Below are 19,789 nucleotides of genomic sequence, written 5' to 3' on the forward strand. Positions count from 1 at the left end.
ATGAAGCTTATATAACAAGTTCCAAATGAAAAAGCGCCTAAGACAATTCGTTGTCGTAGACGCTTTTTCATGCTGCTGCTTTGCTAATTATAATAGAAGAAACGATGCTATTTTTGCCCGCTAAAGCTGCCTGTCCCGCTTCTTGCCAGCTGTTAACAGGCTTTCCCAGCGGAGTGCCATGGCGAACCAGCCGAGAGAGCGGCATCTTTTTTCCGGCGACATCGCAAGTCCCCAGTGGATCAGCTTATCGAAGGGAGCGCTAATGCGGCGATGGTTATACGATCTTACCGCAGCAAGGTTATCCTCGAACAGGCGCTGCCTGACATCCAGCGGCGCTTTCCCTGCAAAAATATAATAAAGCGTAGCCGCTAAACTATATATATCGGATACCGGCTCCTGCCGCGACGTTTCCGAATAAAACTCCAATGGCGAATAGCCGCTTGAAGTAAAAATAAGCTGCTTTCCAGGATGCCCATAAGGAATCGCCGAGCCAAAATCAATCAGCTTCACCCCGCCACCTTCGTCAATCATAATATTGCCCGGCTTTACATCGCGGTGAATGATGCCCTGATCATGCACATATTTCAGCGCGCCTACTACTCCACCAGCAATCGACAGCAGCTCTGGCTGCGCTCGGGTGACGTCCTCCTGCTGCAAATAATGCTCCAGCGTGAGGCCGCGGCAAAACTCCGTAACTAAATACGCCGTGCCATTTGCTTCTATATAATCCGTGTAGCCTACTATTTGCGGATGGCTCAGCTTCTTCAAAATAATCGCTTCCTGCGCAAAGACGCAAAGCAGCTCGCGAAATTTCTCGGCAAAGGCCGGGCCGCAGCCTACCGTTATATGATCCGCCTTTCGCCTCGCCAGCTGCTGGGGGAAAAACTCTTTAATGAGCTTCAGCTCGCCCGTCTCCGTCTGCCGCGCTTTATAGACAATGGAAAGCTCGCTTTGATGAATGGCCTGCTTCACCTGATAAACGTCGCCAATTCGCGTATTGCGAACTAACGCTTCCGTCGTTTTTTCCTGCTCCATAACCTCGTCCCCATCTTACAAAAGTTTTATTTCGCCTCTTATATATGTTATCGGCTGCGCATACAGTTATTGTCACAAGGAGAAGGAAATTTTCTATAAAAAAGAGCAGCCGATTAGCTGCTCCCTGTTTATCGCCTATAAGATGGCTTACTTCATTATTAATGAAGCTTTATTTCATTCATGATTTAAAAAATGGTTTAGCACTCGCCAGCTTCAGCAGGCTTGCCCGCGTCGGTCGCTGTGCGGAAGCTGCTTCCACAGCCGCATGTAGCGCTCGCATTCGGATTTTCGATCGTAAACCCTCCGCCCATAGCAGATTCCTTCCAATCGATCTCCAGGCCGTTCAGATAGCGCAGGCTGCTTTGGTCAACGACGACTCTCAGACCCGTCATATCCATTTCCTGATCGTCCGCGGACTGTTCATCATCAAAACCCATGCTGTAGGAAAAGCCGCTGCAGCCGCCTTCCTTCACACCGATGCGCAGGAACATTTCCGGAGTTCCCTCCGATTCCAGCATTTCTTTTATTTTATCAGTTGCCGATTCACTGATTGTAATCATCATTCATTACCTCCCTGCAAAATACGATTCTAATGCATGCTTATACGTCTAGTATACTCCTCTTCACGAAACAGCTCAAGAGTCCTTTGCCCGCTTTCATATATGGCAAAGCTATGACTTAATAGTTGCCGCTGCAACAATAGAGGTTTATAATAATGTCATCTCAAGCGTAAACGACTGATGCTATACTTAACCAGTAAAGCTTCGTTGCGCGTAGAAATATAAGCCTGACATAAACGAATCACTTATACCAGTCTTATATTTTTAACAAAATCGGATCAGCAAGTTATTTTTTTCACAATTAGCCCAATCAGTACCGACAGTGATGTCCTTATCTGAGGTTGACCCGATTGTGGCTGACGATCGCATTCGCCGGCCTTTATGTCTTTTTAATAGCAATACCACTTGGAAAAAATGAAGGAGGATGCCGATATGTTTATCGCGGTACCTACAGAACAGAAGCGCATGCAGGAAATTATTGACAAAGTTCGAAATGGGCAACGGCTGACGCTGGAGGATGGCGTATTTCTCTATGAGTCAGACGATTTGCTGACGATTGGCCAACTCGCGAACGAAGCGAATTTGCGCAAAAATGGCAATAAGGTTTATTTTATTGAAAATATGAGCCTTTATTTCACGAATGTATGTGAAGCGCATTGCGCATTTTGCAACTTCCGCAAAGATGAAGGCGAGCCTGGCTCCTACACGCTGACTGGGGAGCAAATGATTGAATACGTCGAGCAGCATATTCACCCGGGCGTACGCGAATTCCACATTGTTGGCGGTCATAACCAGCATGTGCCTTTTCAATATTATGTCGATTCTCTAAAAGCTTTGCATAAGAAATATCCAGATGTCACGCTGAAAGCTTATACAGCGGCGGAAATTGATTTTTTCTCGCGGATTAGCGGCTTGACGTATAAAGAAGTGCTGCAGGAATTGATGAATGCAGGACTGAAATCCCTGACAGGCGGCGGTGCCGAAATTTTATCTGACCAATACCGCAAAAAAATGCGCGTAACGAAAGCCGACGTGTCGCAGTATCTTGATGTTCACCGCACGGCGCACAACCTAGGGTTAAAAACACATACAACGATGCTGTACGGCTCCATTGAGAGCAAAGAGGACCGCGTAAGGCATATGATTCAAATCCGCGAGCTGCAGGATGAAACAAATGGCTTCTTGGTATTCATTCCTTTGTCCATGCAGCCGATAAATCCTAAAGCGGGCATTAGACGCCGCAACTCCGCTTTCGAGGATTTAAAGACGATCGCGATTAGCCGTCTCATGCTCGATAACTTCCAGCATATCAAAGCTTATTTTATAAATATTGGCACACAGCTGACGCAAGTCGCACTGACGATGGGCGCTTCCGATGCTCACGGTACAATTGTGAAGGAGCGCATTAGCCACGCCGCAGGCGCACTTACGCCAGAAGGCATTACTCGTGAGGATTTAATTTGGCTGATTAAAGGTGCAGGACGCGTTCCGGTTGAACGCGATACCTTCTACAACGAAGTTAAGGTTTATGAGTAATCATCTGACCAATCACATATATTAAGGCGTGTATGCATAGCGCAGGACTGGCTTCCGGTTTACATGCACACCCTTGCAGCATCCATGACTGATCAGATTAATAATAATGCGGGGTTGAGGCGTAAATGAGAAAATTAGTTATTTTAGGAGGCGGCTACGGCGGCCTCGCCATTGTTGAAGAACTGATCGAGAAGCATATTCCACTGGATGTGTCTATCGTTCTTATTGACCGCATGCCGTTCCAAGGCCTGAAGACAGAATATTATGCTCTAGCTGCCGGTACCGTGTCCGACCTTGAGCTGCGCGTCAAGTTCCCGGTGGACTCGCGAGTCAGTACCGTATATGGCGAAGTTGACAATCTTGATCTTGAAAATAAGCTGGTTTATCTGGAGCAGCAAGACCCGATCTCCTACGATTGGCTCGTCATTGGCCTTGGCTGTACGGACAAATACCATGGCATTGAAGGAGCAGAGACGTTCTCTACGAGCATTCAAACGTTTTCTGCGGCACGCAAAACGTATCAGCAGCTTAATGACGTCAAGCCTTACGGACAGGTGTCAATCGTAGGCGGCGGACTCAGCGGCGTTGAAGTAGCTGCCGAGCTGCGCGAGAGCCGTCCCGATTTGAACATTCGCATTATTGACCGCGGTGCAGGCGTCATGTCCGCTTTCCCAGGCAAGCTGCAATTGTTCGTCGCGGAATGGTTTAAAGGCCATGAAGTGGAAATGCTCGGCAATGTGTCCCTTTCCAAGCTTGAGCAGGGCGTCCTGCACGACCACAATTCCAGCAAGCCGCTGCTGAGCGATGTAACAGTATGGACAGCAGGCATTCAGCCGGTGCCGATCGTACAGCGCCTGGATTTGCCGAAGGATAATCAAGGAAGGCTGATTATCGATGAGCATCATCAGCTCCCTTCCCACAGCGGCGTATTCATTGTCGGAGATTGTGCTGCACTGCCCTTCTCCCCAAGCGGACAGGCGGCTGGCGCGCAAGGCAAACAAATTGCTGAAGTGATGCAGGCCATTTGGCATGACAAAACGCCCCGGCTTGGCAAAATCAAGCTCAAGGGCGTTCTCGGTTCGCTCGGCAAAAAGAGCGGCTTCGGCATTATGGGCGGCACACCGCTTATGGGCCGTGTACCACGCCTCGTAAAAAGCGGCATTTTATGGCGGTCCAAGCGGCACTTCGGTTAAAGATCGTCCAGCAGCTTGTCTAGTGCGTCACGATCGGTCTCTTGGCGAATAATAGCTTCATGAATTTTGCCATATAATTCATCAATGGTATCGGCGGCGACAATTTCCCCCTCGACGAGGGCAAACGGCTTTAAGTAGCATTCGCCGCAGTTGCCGAGACAGCCATATTCTGTAATTTCGTAGAGATCTTCTTGCTCAAATTTCTGCATAATGTCCACGGTTCCATGGTGGGCATTGCTTGTACAATATTCAATCATTGTCTTAAACATAAGCTTTACACCTTACCTTGCTGTAGGTATCCATTTTCAATTGCACGACTTTGTACTATAATAAGACAGAAAGGAGATGATTGCAATGAGTGAACAAGCACAAAGCACAATGTACGATGAAGTATTGGACGTACTGGATAAATTGCGTCCGTTCCTGCAGCGCGATGGAGGAGACGTTGAGCTCGTAGACGTTGAGGACGGCATCATTAAGCTTCGCCTGATGGGTGCATGCGGCAGCTGCCCAAGCTCCACCATCACGCTGAAAGCTGGTATTGAGCGCGCACTGCTTGAAGAGGTTGAGGGCGTAGTCGAAGTCGTTCAAGTATTCTAAGCGTACACTAAAGCAAAGCTATAGCGAAAGCCCGGTGTCCTCAGAGGACAACCGGGCTTTCGTTCTTTGCATGTACTATTCATGTTCTATTCAGCTGCGGGCAAGCACTTGCATCTATTTTATTCACAGTCCTTTAATATTAGGTCGAATCGGATCAAATCCGCCCGTCACATTAATAATATTCCCCGTTAAAAAATCCGACCGCCGTTCGCATAGAAAGGTGATCACCCGTGCAACATCTTCCCCTGTTCCGGGTCTGCCAAGCGGCGATTCCTCATCCTCCTGGCCTTCGACCTCTGCAATCGTCCGTTCCTTGTTCGCTCCGCGAATATCGCCAGGCCCAATCATGTTGACGGTAATGCCATGAGCAGCTTCTTCAACGGCAAGCGATTTCGTAAAGGAGACGAGTCCGGTTTTGGCTGCCGCATATACTGCTCGGTGGGGCCATGACCGTGCTTCACCCGCGTGTCCAAAGCCGAAATGAATGATCCTTCCCCAGCCACGGCTGCGCATGCCTGAAAGCAGCTTATGATCGAGCAGCATAACGCTGAGCAAATTGCTGTTAAGCATGTCCGATATAGCGGCAAAATCATAATCGGCAAACAGCCGCCGCTCCCTAACAAACGGTCCCGCATTGTTGACCAAAATATCAATGCCGCCTCTCCAGCTTGCCGCTTCATCGGCCAGCTTCGTCGCGCCTTCCGGCGTTGAAAGATCCGCCTGCACAATGGTAGCGCTTACGCCGAGTTGTTCGATCTCTTTTTTCGTTTGCTGGGCTTCCTGTTCGCTCTTAAAATAATTAATGACGATATGACTTCCCTGCTGCGCAAGCTGCAATGCGGTTCTTTTGCCAAGCCCTTTGGCGCTTCCTGTGACAAGCGCCGTTTTCCCGTTCAACTCCAATTGTGCTTCCTCCTTGCGATTACGAATCGACTATCTTTTTCGTATATAACCGCAAGCGTACTGGAACGTAAGATATAATGTGTCGGTCACCATTGCTACTCCAGCCGCCAGGTCCTGTGACTGCGCCATGATGTTTTCAAGCTTTACTTCGAGTCCATAGCCTTTATGGCTTTGAACAAGATCATCGAGCATTTCAGAATTCATATAATGGATTTCGGCATTGCGCCGTTTCCTCAGGCGGGCCATTGGCTCCTGCGTTAAGCCTTTGACCTCATCAAGTCCACCTGTCAGCGTCCGATGGACACCGCGATCCCGCATATTCCGCAGCACCGTAAAATAGGAAAAATGCGGTTTAATCCGCTCTGTCTTCATGGCGAGCAAATCGTTGAGCAAAATGCCTATTTTATCGAGCAAAGCAAATACGCGAATGAAAGCATTTTTGTCAAAATAAACATAACGCTGATACATAAGGTACTCATCAGATTGCATTTGGCTGACTGAGCTGGATTTGATTTTCTGCTTGAAGCGAATGGTTGCATAATGGCTTTGCTCCAGCTCATTCAAGGAAGAAATCAAACCGCGCGTCCATATCTCATACGTCCGAAGCTTATGATCCACATCCTTGCCCGCCTCTACCTTGCCCTGAAGCTGCGATATAAACTGCTCCATTAAACGCACCGTCTCACCGTGTCGTCCCTCTAATGCCCGCTCTGGCTCGTCAAACAGAAATCGCAACATCGTGTGCCTCCGTCCCTTCCCCTGGCTATCTAGCGCCTTCCCGCAGCCTCCAAGAACGCACCAACATATCCATTATAACGCCGAATAGTGCACTAACAATGAGATTATGCAATAAATTTGTAAAAACAAACCAGTTTGAATTTGTAATCGTCAATGTGAGCAGAGCCCCGCTTAACACTTGCGTCAGCACGAGAATGAGCGCAAGCTTAGCCATTGGTGCAAGTCCCTTATTTGCTCCGCTTTTCCTGCGAATGTGCACGAATACGCCAGCAATTGCAAGAGACAATATAACTGCACCTATCCGATGGATGAATACGATCGTCTCGGCACCTTCAAAATCAGGAATGACTTTCCCGTTGCAAAGCGGCCAGTCCAGACAGCCGCCACCGGAATCCGTATGACGAATATAAGCGCCTAAATAAATAACAACATAAATGTATACCGCTAGCCCCAAGAGCCGTGGAAAAAACGATCTTGGCACTGAAAACTCGACTGCTTGTCCATCACGATTGCGATATGCCCAAAAGACGAGCAGCAGCGTCGAGGCGAATGCCATAAGCGATATGCCAAAATGAATCGCCATTACCCATGGCGATTGCGGCCATTTGACAGCAGCAGCGCCCATCAAAGCTTGCAGGATGGTGAAAAACAAGGAGCTGCTTGCGAAAACGAGCGGCTGCTTGAAGGCGATTTTGTCGCGTTTAAACAAAAGAAACGATGCAATAAACATGCCCACGACCAAAATTCCTTCAATACCCGTTGTAAGCCTGTGCGTGTATTCGATAAGCGATTCTAATGTATAAGCAGGTATAAATTTCCCATGGCATAATGGCCAGTCATCTCCACAGCCTCTGCCAGCCTCCATGTTCGTCACCAGTGCACCGTTCAGCAGTATGATAAGCATGCCTACAGATGTTGCAACTGAAAATTTGCGAAAACGGCTTGAAACCATTCGTACAATCACCTTTTTTCGTTTGAATTACCACTCATTATAGCCATAAAATATGCCAAAAGCCATGTTGAAAATGTGACACTTGTCCATCAAAGCTCTAATTATGATGCTTCTGTGACCATAAAAAAATCCGTGCGACGGCGCCGCACGGACTTTGCAAATTGTGCTTATTGGTTTTCCGCCAAAGCATCGCTTACTTGCAAGGCGCGATCGACAAACTGTTCGATCTCCTCACGCGACTTCCGAAGCTTATTGACGAACCGCACAACTTCCTGGCCTTTGCGAAAAGCAAGGAAGCTTGGAATGCCGAGAATGTTCAGCTCGGAGGACAGATCCGGCAAATCATCGCGGTCGATTTCATAAAAAACAGCTTTGCCCGCATATTGCTGTTCAAGCTCCGGCATAAACGGCTCAATGTAATGGCAGTCTTTGCACCAAGTTGTTTTGAATACGATAACCGTCAATTCATCGGCCTGTACAGCTTCCCGAAAGGAAGCATCAGTCGTTAATTTAATCATTTGTTCCTTCCTCCTTCTTATCCAACTTCACGTTCAATGACTAAATATTTCTCTGTATCATAATAAGATTCCCATTTCAAAGATGCGCCAAGCGACTTTGCAAGGTTGCGGGCAGGAACATAAACCGCACCTCTTACCGTAGTTGCCGGATACGACCATTTCACCGACTTGCCATTCACAATGGCGGTATCGCTGCCATTTTTCACTGTAATCGTCGTATCAGTCGCCTTGTCAAATAGCGTCAGCTGCTTCGTCTTCTTGTTGTAAGAAATCGTAGCTCCAAGCTGCTCCGCCACATCGCGCAAAGGCACAAGCGTAATATTCGTAGGGGTTATGATCGGCGGATTGCCATAATCCTGTGTATATAACGTAGCCGTCTGGACACCTACATGGAACGTATTTTTGAGCAGATCATAAGCATATGAGCTTTTGTCAAACCATTGCAGCGTTTCGTAGCCGTTCAGGTCGTACATATCATCCAAATTAATGGCATTGTTGCTCACGACTGGAGCTTCCGCCTTCACCGCTTCGTTCACATTCCATTTTTGGCTTTCGGAGCGAATGACGATGCTCATTTGCGACTCAGGCTCGATATCGCCAAGCGTAATGGTTGCCTCGACTACTTGCTTGCGAATGTCCAGCTTGCTGTCCACATAAACATCTGTCTTGAGCGATGTATTCTTGTTGAAGAAAGATTCCAGGAAATAGCCGTCCTCCTCTTCCTCCAACGCTTGCAGCTCCTCCTGCAAGTATGCAAGCTCTTCTGCAAGGCTGTCTGCCATTTCTTTAATCGTATCCTCTTGTGTAGGGCCATCAAGCACAACCGGTTGGTCAAAAGGATTTACTTCTCCGATCGCTTCCCATACTTCTGGATGACTGGAAAGCACTTCAACGAAGCCTTTAACCATATTGTCCAGTCCCGCACGATCGTTTACGAGAACATCGACATATTTTTTAATCCAAGTCCAAATAGCCGGACCATCCAGCTCCGTATGAACTTTCATCAAGGATACCGATTGGCCATTAATCGATTCCTGCACCGCATTTACAGAAATTTGATCGGGATTAGGCAAATTATTAATAAAATAGCCGCTTATGGCATCGATCACTTCTTTGCCCAGCTCTACGAGCGAAGCGTCTGCCGGACCACCCGTTACGGACTGTCCAATCGCGCCGGAAACGCCCATTAACGAAGGCAAGCCGGCTTCACTCATATCCAGAGCAAAGGGCTGCTTCGCCCCTTCAATTTCTACGACCGCCGTTGTATCGGACATTTTGAGTGAAAAGCCAATGGAAATCGTGTCAGCCAGCAGAAGCTTACCGCTGTAAGATACATGTGTGTCGTCCTGTACCTTGATGTTTGTAAGCTCAAGCTTTGCGCTGTTGATCAATTTCATAATCGCCAATTCATCTTCGTCCATGTATTCAAGGTCTTCCTCGCTCAAATTCAATTGCAGAGACAACGTCTGCTCGCCCTCATAAGAAGTAACCTTAAGCGAGTTCGTAATCGCCTTATTTAGATCGACACCGCTAATAGCCTGACAGCCTGCGACAAACACAAGCACCAATGCCAGCAGCAGGGCGCCCCCTTTTTTTATGCTCCCCAGCTTTTTCAATGTACGTGACCCCTCTCGCCAACAAAATAAAAATGAATAAATTCCTCTTCATTGTACAGGAGCCTAGGACCCATGTAAATGTATGGAAACTTACGTTTTACACCGCAGCGCGGCCAGTCAGCCTGAACAGCTTGGCAAACAGCTTGCGAAGCGGTCCTGGGAATGTTTTCACATCTTCCGCTGTCACGACGCGCAGCAAGATAAGCAGACCCAAATACAAACCGCCAATTACGACGCCCGCCACAATGAGAGAAATCAGATAGGCCAGCCTAGCCGGCAGCTCAGAGCCTTCTAACAGCCATCTGAGTCCTTTGTCCACTCCCCAGCCTGCTGCCATGGAAAGGAGTACGGCAGCGATATAAGGCATCCAGCGGCGACCGAGCACGTTGAATTGCACATAGGTGCGAATCGATTGCAAATTAAACCAAGTAATAAAAATAAAACAAAGCGTTGATGCAGCAATAAGCCCGTAAATACCGAATATCGGAGCCAATACGAAGCTGGCCACCAGCTTGAGTCCAATGCCAATTAAGGTGTTATACATCGCTAACCGCGGCCTGCCAAGCCCCGACAATACCGAGTTGCTAATCATCATCGTCGCCTGGAAGATCGTACCCGCTGTCAATGCCGCCACAATGCCGCTGCCTTGCGGTCCTGTGAACAGCAGCCCTGTAACTGAATAGGCCAGAACCGCAAGCGTCAGCGCTGCTGGAATGCCGGTAAACAGCACAATACGCATAACGAGCGACGTTTGGCGATTCACCTCTGACATATTTCGCACGGAAAAGGCAGAAGATATAACCGGAATAATCGAAGTGCTTAGCGCTATCGCCAAAATCGGTGGAATGCCGGCAATGGATTGCGCTTTTCCCCCAAAATCCGCCAATATCTCGATTGCCTGATCATAGCTGTAAACTCCCGCTCTCAATTTCATGAGCAGGTAATTATCAACCATATAAATGAGTTGTACCGTTATAGCGGTAACGACAATCGGGATTGAAATTGAAAATATTTCCCGGTAAATGGCGCGAAAAGGAATACGGGACGCTTCCGCTTTTTGTAAAGCGATCGTTTTTGCAGCTTCGCTCTCCGCTGGCCATGTATCCATTTCCAGCTTGTCGGTCCGGCGCAGCTTGACTGCGTACCACACCATGACCAGAATAGCACCTATCGCACCAAAAAAGTTGCCGAAGGACGCTGCTGCTGCTGCCAGCTGATCTCCCCAGCCCCAGGCGAGTACGAGAATCGCCAGGCCGACGCCGACCACAACGCGCATAATTTGCTCCATAATTTGCGAGAGCCCGCCCGCCATCATCAGCTGCCGGCCTTGAAAATAACCACGCATCATGGCGATTAGAGGAAATAGGAGCAGCGTTGGCGCGATCGCCCGAATAGCAAATACCGCGTCAGGCAAATCTTGAGAAACGGCCAGCTGCTCTGCAAAAACATACAACAACGTAGACAAGATGAGTCCTGTTACCAAACCGAACAAAAGCGCCGCCTTATAAATGCGCTGCGCTTCCTGCTGGCGGCCGAGCGCGTAACGCTCGGATACCATTTTGCTAATGGCGCTTGGGATACCGCCTGTTGCTACAATAAGTAAAGTTAAATATAAATTGTTGGAGACGGTAAAGCTCGCCAAGCCTTCTTTGCTCAGCATATGCTCCAGCGGCACACGCTGGAAAATACCGAGCATACGGGCAACCAGCGCAGCCATAGCTAAAATCAGCGTTCCTTTAATAAGTGAATCTTTCTTCATAGCAGGTATGTCTCTCTTTCTTTCGAATGCAGGATTATGGTTTCACGATCGGTTCAAGCGGCTGGTGATTGCCACGGAATGGTACACCGGCGTTTGAGGGCTTCGCCCAATGAACCGCATTTTTGATCACTTGGAGCACTTGTTCATTGTAATACGTCGGATGCGTTTCATGACCGGGACGGAAGTAAAAAATCTTTCCTTGGCCGCGATAGAAGGTGCAGCCGCTGCGGAACACCTCGCCGCCCTCGAACCAGCTCAAGAAGATGAGCTCATCCGGTGCGGGAATATCGAAATGCTCGCCGTACATTTCCTCATGCTCGATGGTAATGTACTCAGGCAATCCAGCGGCAATCGGATGGGCTGGACTCACGGTCCAGATACGTTCTTTCTCGCCTGCTTCGCGCCATTTCAGATCACAGGTAGTGCCCATCAATTTTTTGAAAATTTTCGAAAAATGGCCGGAATGCAAAACAATGAGTCCCATGCCTTGCATGACCCGCCCATGCACACGTTCAACAATCGCATCATCGACTTGATCATGGCCCATATGTCCCCACCAGATCAGGACATCTGTGTTGTTCAGGCGTTCTTCGGTCAGCCCGTGTTCTGGCTGATCGAGTGTAGCCGTAGCGATTTCAAATGAATCGGTGGCGATGCCGGCTGCCAGAGCGTTATGTATCCCATCCGGATAAATGCGCTGCACCTCTTCGTGCACCTTCTCATGCAAAAACTCATTCCAGACCGTCACCTTAATCATTGATTGTCAGCTCCCCCAATTATAATAAAACGATTTCAAAACGTTGTTGACCATGTTTATCTTAATAGTTTATGGTTTTGTCTTTTGTACGATCTTTTAAAGTTTTTGATTTCCCCCTTAAAACAGCGAAGGATTGTCCGAGCTGTTTTGAGTGAAGGTTGTTGATGAAAAGGGCGGAGCGGAGTAAAAGGTTTGGATTTGAGAAGCGGAGCGTTCGCCTTTGCCCCAGAAATTATACCGCTGAGCGGATATATTCAAAATTTCTGGGGCAACAGCGATCGAAAACCAAATCTTTTACGCAGCGCAGCACTATTTTCATCAATCGCCCTTTAAACAACCAGCCAAACAATAAAGAGCACAATCATGATGAATTGCAAAATAACCTTCACCACAACGCTCGACAGCAGCCCGACCAGCGAGCCGATGCCGACCTTCGTTACATGCTTCCATTCCTGAACGACGAACAGCTCGCCGATAACCGCGCCCACGAACGGACCGATAATTAGACCGAATGCTGGAATAACGAATGGTCCCAAAATAAGGCCGATGGTGCTGCCGATTATAGAGGCTTTGGAGCCGCCATATCGCTTGACGCCCCAGGCGCTGACCGCATAATCCGCTACGAACAAGGCAACGACGATGAGCGTCTGCAGCGTCCAAAAGACCCAGCCGAACGGCTCAAACGTAATGCACAGCCCGTACGCAAAAAAAGCGGCGTAAATGGCAAGCGCCCCCGGCAAAATCGGATAAACCGTACCCGCCATGCCGACAATAAATAAAATAATAACGAGCGACCAGCCTAAGATGTCCAAGCTGTTTTCATCCCTTCAATACGTATTTCTTAATAATTTCGGCAACGCCATGCTCATTATTCGACAATGTAATGACGTCAGCTGCTTCCTTAACTGCATCTTGGGCATTGCCCATTGCCACGCCAAGACCAGCATCGCGAATAGCTGCGATGTCGTTCAAGCTGTCGCCAACCGCAACGACCTGTGACATTTCGATGCCCATAACTTCACAAAGCTCGCTCAGCGCGCTTGCTTTCGTAATGCCTTTCGGATTCATCTCCCAGTTGCTCGTGGAGGAGTTCGTAATTTCAAGCGCATCCCACTCGCTGACTTCCTCGTAAATCTTCTTAAGCACGACATCATCTTCGGTGTAGTAACCGAATTTGAGCCAATGATGAGCTTCATAATCATCCGCTGGCGTAATCCATTTTTCCAAATTATAAATGTCCTTCGTGCTGTACGCCCAAAACCAGGTGCCTGCGTGCTTTTGGGCAATTTTATGCAGCCTTTGCACATAATCTGGATCAAGCAGCGCTCTGCGGTGCAGCACATGCGGCTTCTTCCAGATCTCTCCACCATTTACCGTAATCATCGGCGTTTCAAGCTGTAATTGCTCAGCAAACGGCAAGGCGCTGCGGAAGCCGCGTCCCGTCGAGAAGCTGACCGTTATACCCGCATCAAGCGCCTTTCTAATCCACAAAGCATTTTCATCGCTAATTTCACTCAGTTCATTCAGCAGCGTCCCATCCATATCGAGTGCTACTAATTTATAATCTGCCATCGTTACCTCCTGCATTTGCTGCATAACATCATATCTTGATGCAATACAGCCATTTTATCATATTTTAAGCGTAAGCCAAACGATCCTGCTCCACTTCAAAAAAATAAAGGCCAACCGCAAAATTCCGGTTGACCTTCATCCCCGCTGCGTTTTTAAACGCAGCTTCAGAAAAGTTCGCATATCGCGTACTACTGTGCTAAACGGCGCAAACGCCATTTTTTCCAGATGACGCCATGGCTAGGCGAGAACAGCAGTGCCAAGATGAACAGCACACCGGCAGCACTAACGATACAGCCTGCAATCGAGGCATCGAGCACAGTCGCCACGCCATATCCAATGAACGTGCTGGCAATGCCCACACCTGCGCTCATGGCGATCATGACGCTCAGCCGTTCCGTTAATAAATAAGCGGTCGCAGCAGGAATAACCAGCAGCCCGACAACGAGGATAGCCCCTACGCTCTCGAAGGAGCTGACCGTCGCCATCGACACGAGTCCCATCAATAAATAATGGAACAAGGCAACGGGAATGCCGCAAGCTGCCGCAAGCGCAGGATCAAAGGCGCATAATTTGAACTGCTTATAGAACAGCCCAATGACGACTAAAATGACCGTTAACGTAATGCCAAGCAGCCATACTGCTATCGGCCCCATACTGACGCCGTTCAGCGTCCACGTATTCCAATGCACATAGGCAATTTCACCATATAAAATCGCATCCTGATCGAGATGCACCTGGCGGGCATACAAGCTCACCAGCAGCACCCCGGTAGCAAACATCGCGGTAAATACAACACCAATGGAGGCATCCGATTGAATGCCGCTTTGCTGAAACAGCTGAATAAGGAACACAGCGAGCAAGCCGCAGGCCATAGCAGCCAGCATCATGACGAGCGAATCCCGTGAGCCGCTGATCAGAAAAGCAATAACGATACCCGGCATAACCGAGTGGCTAATCGCATCGCCGATCATCGCCATTTTTCGCAAAACGAGAAAAGCCCCCAATATGCCGCAGCAGCTGGCGACAAGCGAGCCCGTTAGCAGTATCCAAAAATCGCTCATAGCGTCGCTCCCCCTTCTAGCTGCCGCTCCTTATGTCCCTGCTCCTCATGGATGCTCCGTGCAACCTTGAGCCGCAGCATCCGTTTCGCGAGCAATCCTCTACGAGGGCCAAACAAAATCGAAATAAGAAATAATGCCGTTGCCGCAAGCACCGTCAGCGGGCCCGTTGGCAAATTCGAGCCAAGCGAGCTAATAATCGTGCCGATTCCGCCGCTTAAAGCGCCGAACACGCCAGAGATGACAACCATGAAGCCAAGCTTATCCGTCCAATAACGAGCCGACACCGCCGGTGTAATAATCAGCGCGGCCACTAGCACAACACCGACCGCTTGAATGCCCACTACTACAGCCACGACCATCAAAAACATAAGCAATTGCTCGATTAAAGCAACCGGATAGCCAAGTCCGCGCGCAAAGCCGGGATCGAATGATACAAGCTTGAATTGCTTGAAAAATAACGTACAGACCGCGATGAGCGATAAGCTCACAATCGACATCGTAAGTACATCGGAGCCAACCATCGCGGCCGCCTGACCAAATAAAAACTTATCCAGTCCTGATTGATTGCCATATTCGCCATGCTGAATAATCGTTAATAATACGATACCGAAGCCGAAAAAGCTGGATAGCACAATCCCCATTGCCGCATCATGCTTAATCCGCGAATTTCGCGTAATCCAGCCGATGCCGAACGTCGCGACAAGGCCAGCTGCCCCTGCTCCAAGCAGAAAAAACAGCAGTGATTTTGTGCCTGTCAGCATAAAAGCAATACAAATGCCGGGCAGTGCCGCATGGGCAAGCGTATCGCCCATCAAGCTTTGCTTGCGCAAATAAGAGAAGCAGCCGATGACGCCACTGCTTAAGCCAAGCAGCGTACAGCTTAGAAAAATCCACTGCATATTCGGATCTTGAATCAGTCTCCACAACGTTTCCATCTCAGCCTCACCCTTTCGTGACAGCAAGCCGGGCATTTCCGCCACGCTCAAGAAAGGCAAGCCGCCCGCCATAGGTTTGCTGGAGCATTTGCTGTGTAAATACTTGCTCGGTTTTGCCGTATGCCTGAAGCTCTACATTAAGCAGCAGCACGGAGTCAAAATATTCCTCGACCGTCGCCAAATCATGATGAACGACGATAACGGTCTTGCCCTGCCGTTTCAGCTCTTGGAGCAAAGTAATAATCGCTTTCTCGGTTGCAGCATCGACGCCTGCAAATGGCTCATCCATGAAATACAGCTTGGCGTCCTGCACAAGCGCCCGCGCCAGAAATACCCGCTGCTGCTGGCCGCCGGACAGCTGGCTGATTTGCCTTGTGGCGAAATCCGCCATGCCGACCTTCGCCAAACATTCCATCGCAAGCCTGCGCTCCTTCACTCCAGGGCGGCCGAACAGGCCCAGATGGCCGTAACGGCCCATCATGACCACATCCAGCGCATTCGTCGGGAAATCCCAATCGACCGACTCGCGCTGCGGCACATATCCGATCAGCCTGCGCTGCTGGCGGTACGGCTTGCCATAGATCAGCACTTCCCCGCTGAGGCGAGGAATGAGGCCGAGCGCCGCTTTCATGAGCGTGGACTTGCCCGCTCCGTTCGGCCCGATTACGCCAATCAGCTCTCCTTCCTCTATGGAGAAAGATACGCCGCGCAGCACCGGTTTTTTCTGGTAAGCTACGCTTAAGCCTTCAATGGTCAAAGGAGCTGCCGTTTTCAAATGATTTTTCATAGTAGCCATCGCCTCTCACTGCGTCTTGTTATTTGAGTGCATTTACAATTGTATCTACGTTATGTTTGACCATACCGATATAAGTACCTTCTTCCGTTCCCGGATCGCCCATGGCGTCGGAGAACAATTCGCCGCCAATCGTCACTTCATGTCCCAATTGACGAGCACCCTCGATAACGGAATCGATGGATTTGCGCGGAACGCTGGATTCGATGAAGACCGCTTTGATTTGTTTCTCAACGAGAAAATCCCTCAGCTCGCTCACATCTTTCGACCCATACTCAGACATCGTATTCATTCCCTGTAGGCCTGTGACCTCTAGGCCATAAGCTGCGCCGAAATATCCGAAGGCGTCATGCGCCGTTACGAGAATTCTTCCCTTTTCAGGAATCGTTGCGATTTGCTCACGGGCATATTGGTCAAGCTCCTCAAGCTTCGCCAGGTAAGCCTCCGCCCGTTCCTTGTAGGCCGCCTCGTTCGCTGGGTCCTTCTCCACTAGCGTATCGCGCATAACCTCGGTTGCAGACATCCACAGCTTTACATTAAACCAGATATGCGGATCATGCGATGTCGAATCGCCGCTTGGATTGCCATGCAGCTCCGACTCTGGAATTTGCGAGGATACCGCAACCGTTGGCTTTTGCTTCTCCAGCTTCTCGAACATCTCTCCCATTTTCCCCTCCAAGTGCAAGCCGTTATAAAAAATAATATCCGCTTCATCCAGCTTCTTCACATCGCCTTGGGATGCTTTGTATAAATGCGGGTCAATGCCTGACCCCATAAGTCCTGTTACAACTACGTCGTCTCCTCCAACCTCTGCCGCCACATTAGCGATCATTCCGGTCGTCGCCGTGATTTTTAATTTCCCATCTCCACTTGCCGTCTCGCTGCCACCGCCGCTTGCGCACCCTGCCAGTACAACTGCCGATAAAGCCAAAAACATTAACGTCATAATTAACCTCTTTAATGCCGAATTCATTTTACGCTGCTTCTTCATGCTTTCAATCTCCTATCCATCTAATTGTTTTAATTGATTTGATTTTATTTTGCCTATGCGAATGTAAGTTAGCTAAGCGCCTCTTTGTTTATATTATACAAAAAAGTTTCTCTAGTGCAACATTTTTTTTTAAAAAAAGACCTTTTCCCCAGCAGCGCTGTTGAAAAAGTCTTTTAAAATAAGCTATTAATCTCGATTATTGCACCGTTGTTTCCGTTCCGGCAGCATCTGTCTCGGTCGAAGCCGCGACATCCTTTGCCTTTCCAGGAGTGCCGTTCAGACCAACTTCATAATCATAGGCATCAAAAATTTTACGGGCAACCGGCGCTGCTGACCAGCCTCCAAAGCCGCCATCTGGCATAACAACCGCTACCGCAAGCTTAGGCTTATCTGCTGGAGCATAAGCGATAAATATACCGTTATCTGCTCTTCTGCCTTTTACATCAGACTGGGCAGTACCTGTTTTCCGATTAAACGTGTAACTTACCCCATCAAATCCCTGAACGCCTACTTTCCCCATACCAGTCTCGATCTCTTTCCAATATTCTTCTGGAAAATCTACTGTGTTCAAAACTTCAGGAGTGAAGGATTGAACAACGTTTCCAGCAGAATCTTTGATCTCATTGACAAATTGCGGTTTCAACCGTTTTCCGTGATTAGCAAGCATAGAAGCATACACAGCTAATTGTAAAGTCGTATAGCGTGCCTGTTGTCCAAATGATGCACGAATAAGAGCAGATTGCGCACTCGCTGTTTCCAGTTCATGATAGTAGTCGACAACACCTTTTTTCTCCATGTAAAGTCCGCTCTCAGTAGAAACCCCAAGACCAAATTCTTTCATATATTTATCCCAGATATCTACACCTTCAGCTCCTGGATATTTCTGATTCAACCTGCTACCAACCATAGCTGCCATAAATGGATTTGAAGATTTCTCAATTGCTCTTGCTGGATCAAGGGCCCCATAGACGTGACCACCAGCATTTATAATAGGCACTTCATGACCAGCTTTACCAAACTTAAAAACACCTGTATCGTTATAAACATCTGTCGTCTTAAACAAGCCTTCATTCAACCCAATTAGAACTGAGAGTGGTTTCATAGTAGAACCAAGAGGAACAAGAGAAGAAGGATGTTTGGCTCGTTCTTCATCAGAATCATACTTCGGATATACTTCAGTAATCGTACCGTTATTTACAACATTTTTTATATTGTCATAATCCTCTTGATTTATTCTTCCTCCTGACCAAATGTTCGGATCATAATCGGGCATACTGGCCATTGCAATAACTTTACCTGTATCGACTTCAATAGCAACTGCAAAACCTATTTTTGCATACGACGCCCGTTCAGCGGATAAGGAAGATGTACTGATCTTTTTGATTTGATCTGTAATCGCCTGCTCCGTCGTCTGCTGAACACCACGATTAATCGTCAGATATAGGTCATCGCCTTTCTGCGGATTGGTAATTTGTACAGGACCTACAATAACCTCCTGATTATTGACCGGATAGCTTTTTAATCCGTTTTTACCACGGAGCGCATCCTGATACAGCATTTCCAATCCGTCCACGCCAACCTCTTCGTCTTCCAAATACTGCAATTCTGGCTCTGTTTCTTTGGCCTTATCTGCATAGAAGCTAAAGTTCTCTCGCACACCGCCCTTAAATTTCTTTAAGTAACCAACAAGCTGTACGGCTGTCGTGTCTTGGCTATAATGACGCACGCTTTCTTCCATAATGTCGATTCCAACAAATTTGCTTCGATTACCAAGAAAATAAGCAATTTCGTCATTTGTAAGACCAGATTTGATCCTTCTCGGTGTTGAAATATTATTAAGCTTAAACCCTAAATCCATCTGTTTGATGACATCATCAACCGTCATCTTAAGCTCAGGATCTCCATACTTATCAAAAATTTCAACGAGATTTGCCGCTTCTTCTCTAGCCATCTTCTCCAAGTCAGCCGTTTTATAATTCGGCGGAATGCTGAAATAAAGCGACTGCGTCGAAGTCGAATACGCAATGGCTTTCCCTTCGGAGTCATAAATATTGCCGCGAATCGGCGCGATTTTCACATTGCGTGTGCTTTTCTTGCTGCCCGCCGCACTAAGCGTCGGTCCTTCAACAAACTGCAAAATAGCCAATTGAATAATCAATACGCTGAACAAACCGAAGACGATAAAGAAAAATAAGTTCAGGCGAAAGGAGAAATGGCGTTTATTATTAATTTCCCTTTTCTGTGGATCATCCGTCAACATGCTCACCTCA

The 19,789-nt window shown here is 48.2% G+C and carries 20 protein-coding genes; 3 read left to right on the top strand and 17 right to left on the bottom strand.

Translation table 11 applies throughout. From position 1 onward, the window contains the following. Nucleotides 1-120: 120 nt before the first annotated feature. Both AC6B99_RS02660 and AC6B99_RS02665 read right to left on the bottom strand, forming a co-directional pair. Nucleotides 121-1,035 carry a protein kinase domain-containing protein gene (locus AC6B99_RS02660; protein WP_494859667.1) on the bottom strand — a complete coding sequence of 305 codons (915 nt, stop codon included), beginning with the start codon at nt 1,033-1,035 and terminating at the stop codon, nt 121-123. 197 nt (nt 1,036-1,232) lie between these two features. Continuing rightward, complete coding sequence (locus AC6B99_RS02665; RefSeq protein ID WP_056039292.1) at nt 1,233-1,595, bottom strand: HesB/IscA family protein; 363 nt, start codon at nt 1,593-1,595, stop codon at nt 1,233-1,235. Between the two features lie 432 nt (nt 1,596-2,027). On the opposite strand from AC6B99_RS02665, the gene mqnE reads away from it, so the two are divergent. Continuing rightward, nucleotides 2,028-3,131, top strand: coding sequence for an aminofutalosine synthase MqnE (gene mqnE, locus AC6B99_RS02670; RefSeq protein WP_494859665.1), 1,104 nt, complete (start codon nt 2,028-2,030; stop codon nt 3,129-3,131). Between the two features lie 125 nt (nt 3,132-3,256). Beyond that, complete coding sequence (locus AC6B99_RS02675; protein WP_056039286.1) at nt 3,257-4,324, top strand: NAD(P)/FAD-dependent oxidoreductase; 1,068 nt, start codon at nt 3,257-3,259, stop codon at nt 4,322-4,324. Here the strand turns inward: AC6B99_RS02675 and AC6B99_RS02680 are convergent. Next, nucleotides 4,321-4,593, bottom strand: coding sequence for a YuzB family protein (locus tag AC6B99_RS02680; protein WP_056039283.1), 273 nt, complete (start codon nt 4,591-4,593; stop codon nt 4,321-4,323). The two genes, AC6B99_RS02675 and AC6B99_RS02680, sit on opposite strands and share 4 nt — an antisense overlap. A gap of 85 nt (nt 4,594-4,678) precedes the next feature. Here AC6B99_RS02680 and AC6B99_RS02685 point away from each other — a divergent pair, with 85 nt between their 5' ends. Beyond that, nucleotides 4,679-4,924, top strand: coding sequence for a NifU family protein (locus tag AC6B99_RS02685; RefSeq protein WP_046228577.1), 246 nt, complete (start codon nt 4,679-4,681; stop codon nt 4,922-4,924). 123 nt (nt 4,925-5,047) lie between these two features. Here the strand turns inward: AC6B99_RS02685 and AC6B99_RS02690 are convergent, their stop codons facing one another. The 14 genes from AC6B99_RS02690 to AC6B99_RS02755 all read right to left on the bottom strand — a co-directional run bounded on the left by AC6B99_RS02690 (nt 5,048) and on the right by AC6B99_RS02755 (nt 19,779). Next, a complete protein-coding gene (locus AC6B99_RS02690; RefSeq protein ID WP_494859748.1) occupies nt 5,048-5,821 on the bottom strand; it encodes an SDR family oxidoreductase in 774 nt (257 codons plus the stop codon). A gap of 36 nt (nt 5,822-5,857) precedes the next feature. After that, on the bottom strand, nt 5,858-6,565 hold the full coding sequence (locus AC6B99_RS02695; RefSeq protein WP_056039277.1) for a Cthe_2314 family HEPN domain-containing protein: 708 nt from the start codon (nt 6,563-6,565) through the stop codon (nt 5,858-5,860). Nucleotides 6,566-6,590: 25 nt separating this feature from the next. Next, nucleotides 6,591-7,517 carry a COX15/CtaA family protein gene (locus tag AC6B99_RS02700; RefSeq protein ID WP_056039274.1) on the bottom strand — a complete coding sequence of 309 codons (927 nt, stop codon included), beginning with the start codon at nt 7,515-7,517 and terminating at the stop codon, nt 6,591-6,593. A gap of 167 nt (nt 7,518-7,684) precedes the next feature. Beyond that, the gene (locus tag AC6B99_RS02705) at nt 7,685-8,035 is read right to left on the bottom strand and encodes a thioredoxin domain-containing protein (RefSeq protein ID WP_494859661.1); all 351 of its coding nucleotides are present in this window, start codon (nt 8,033-8,035) and stop codon (nt 7,685-7,687) included. Nucleotides 8,036-8,052: 17 nt separating this feature from the next. Then, nucleotides 8,053-9,651 carry a copper amine oxidase N-terminal domain-containing protein gene (locus tag AC6B99_RS02710; protein ID WP_496662705.1) on the bottom strand — a complete coding sequence of 533 codons (1,599 nt, stop codon included), beginning with the start codon at nt 9,649-9,651 and terminating at the stop codon, nt 8,053-8,055. Between the two features lie 97 nt (nt 9,652-9,748). Beyond that, nucleotides 9,749-11,410: an oligosaccharide flippase family protein gene (locus AC6B99_RS02715; protein ID WP_494859657.1), complete on the bottom strand. Its 1,662-nt coding sequence runs from the start codon at nt 11,408-11,410 to the stop codon at nt 9,749-9,751. Nucleotides 11,411-11,444: 34 nt separating this feature from the next. Continuing rightward, nucleotides 11,445-12,167, bottom strand: a complete 723-nt coding sequence (locus AC6B99_RS02720; RefSeq protein WP_056039263.1) for a ThuA domain-containing protein — start codon at nt 12,165-12,167, stop codon at nt 11,445-11,447. A 329-nt stretch (nt 12,168-12,496) separates the two neighbouring features. Further along, nucleotides 12,497-12,979 (bottom strand): DUF456 domain-containing protein, encoded by a 483-nt coding sequence (locus tag AC6B99_RS02725; protein WP_496662706.1) that lies wholly within the window; start codon nt 12,977-12,979, stop codon nt 12,497-12,499. Nucleotides 12,980-12,986: 7 nt separating this feature from the next. Then, on the bottom strand, nt 12,987-13,739 hold the full coding sequence (locus AC6B99_RS02730) for a Cof-type HAD-IIB family hydrolase (RefSeq protein ID WP_056039255.1): 753 nt from the start codon (nt 13,737-13,739) through the stop codon (nt 12,987-12,989). A 188-nt stretch (nt 13,740-13,927) separates the two neighbouring features. After that, nucleotides 13,928-14,800, bottom strand: coding sequence for a metal ABC transporter permease (locus AC6B99_RS02735; RefSeq protein WP_046228568.1), 873 nt, complete (start codon nt 14,798-14,800; stop codon nt 13,928-13,930). Continuing rightward, entirely contained in the window at nt 14,797-15,735 is a 939-nt protein-coding gene (locus tag AC6B99_RS02740) for a metal ABC transporter permease (RefSeq protein WP_056039253.1), read from the bottom strand. Before AC6B99_RS02740 ends, AC6B99_RS02735 begins: the two co-directional genes overlap by 4 nt. Before the next feature lie 7 nt (nt 15,736-15,742). Next, entirely contained in the window at nt 15,743-16,522 is a 780-nt protein-coding gene (locus AC6B99_RS02745) for a metal ABC transporter ATP-binding protein (protein ID WP_056039250.1), read from the bottom strand. Nucleotides 16,523-16,550: 28 nt separating this feature from the next. Then, complete coding sequence (locus AC6B99_RS02750; protein ID WP_046228565.1) at nt 16,551-17,519, bottom strand: metal ABC transporter solute-binding protein, Zn/Mn family; 969 nt, start codon at nt 17,517-17,519, stop codon at nt 16,551-16,553. A gap of 196 nt (nt 17,520-17,715) precedes the next feature. Then, on the bottom strand, nt 17,716-19,779 hold the full coding sequence (locus tag AC6B99_RS02755; RefSeq protein WP_056039246.1) for a peptidoglycan D,D-transpeptidase FtsI family protein: 2,064 nt from the start codon (nt 19,777-19,779) through the stop codon (nt 17,716-17,718). Nucleotides 19,780-19,789: the final 10 nt, after the last annotated feature.

This window comes from Paenibacillus liaoningensis (assembly GCF_059609455.1).

What these genes read in the sequence shown, in the direction of transcription:
- AC6B99_RS02715 (WP_494859657.1), bottom strand. Translation starts at nt 11,410, where the DNA reads ATGAAGAAAGATTCACTTATTAAAGGAACGCTGATTTTAGCTATGGCT.
- AC6B99_RS02745 (WP_056039250.1), bottom strand. Translation starts at nt 16,522, where the DNA reads ATGAAAAATCATTTGAAAACGGCAGCTCCTTTGACCATTGAAGGCTTA.
- AC6B99_RS02675 (WP_056039286.1), top strand. Translation starts at nt 3,257, where the DNA reads ATGAGAAAATTAGTTATTTTAGGAGGCGGCTACGGCGGCCTCGCCATT.
- AC6B99_RS02660 (WP_494859667.1), bottom strand. Translation starts at nt 1,035, where the DNA reads ATGGAGCAGGAAAAAACGACGGAAGCGTTAGTTCGCAATACGCGAATT.
- AC6B99_RS02755 (WP_056039246.1), bottom strand. Translation starts at nt 19,779, where the DNA reads ATGTTGACGGATGATCCACAGAAAAGGGAAATTAATAATAAACGCCAT.
- AC6B99_RS02695 (WP_056039277.1), bottom strand. Translation starts at nt 6,565, where the DNA reads ATGTTGCGATTTCTGTTTGACGAGCCAGAGCGGGCATTAGAGGGACGA.
- AC6B99_RS02730 (WP_056039255.1), bottom strand. Translation starts at nt 13,739, where the DNA reads ATGGCAGATTATAAATTAGTAGCACTCGATATGGATGGGACGCTGCTG.
- AC6B99_RS02740 (WP_056039253.1), bottom strand. Translation starts at nt 15,735, where the DNA reads ATGGAAACGTTGTGGAGACTGATTCAAGATCCGAATATGCAGTGGATT.
- AC6B99_RS02685 (WP_046228577.1), top strand. Translation starts at nt 4,679, where the DNA reads ATGAGTGAACAAGCACAAAGCACAATGTACGATGAAGTATTGGACGTA.
- AC6B99_RS02705 (WP_494859661.1), bottom strand. Translation starts at nt 8,035, where the DNA reads ATGATTAAATTAACGACTGATGCTTCCTTTCGGGAAGCTGTACAGGCC.
- AC6B99_RS02720 (WP_056039263.1), bottom strand. Translation starts at nt 12,167, where the DNA reads ATGATTAAGGTGACGGTCTGGAATGAGTTTTTGCATGAGAAGGTGCAC.
- AC6B99_RS02680 (WP_056039283.1), bottom strand. Translation starts at nt 4,593, where the DNA reads ATGTTTAAGACAATGATTGAATATTGTACAAGCAATGCCCACCATGGA.
- AC6B99_RS02665 (WP_056039292.1), bottom strand. Translation starts at nt 1,595, where the DNA reads ATGATTACAATCAGTGAATCGGCAACTGATAAAATAAAAGAAATGCTG.
- AC6B99_RS02735 (WP_046228568.1), bottom strand. Translation starts at nt 14,800, where the DNA reads ATGAGCGATTTTTGGATACTGCTAACGGGCTCGCTTGTCGCCAGCTGC.
- AC6B99_RS02700 (WP_056039274.1), bottom strand. Translation starts at nt 7,517, where the DNA reads ATGGTTTCAAGCCGTTTTCGCAAATTTTCAGTTGCAACATCTGTAGGC.
- AC6B99_RS02750 (WP_046228565.1), bottom strand. Translation starts at nt 17,519, where the DNA reads ATGAAGAAGCAGCGTAAAATGAATTCGGCATTAAAGAGGTTAATTATG.
- mqnE (WP_494859665.1), top strand. Translation starts at nt 2,028, where the DNA reads ATGTTTATCGCGGTACCTACAGAACAGAAGCGCATGCAGGAAATTATT.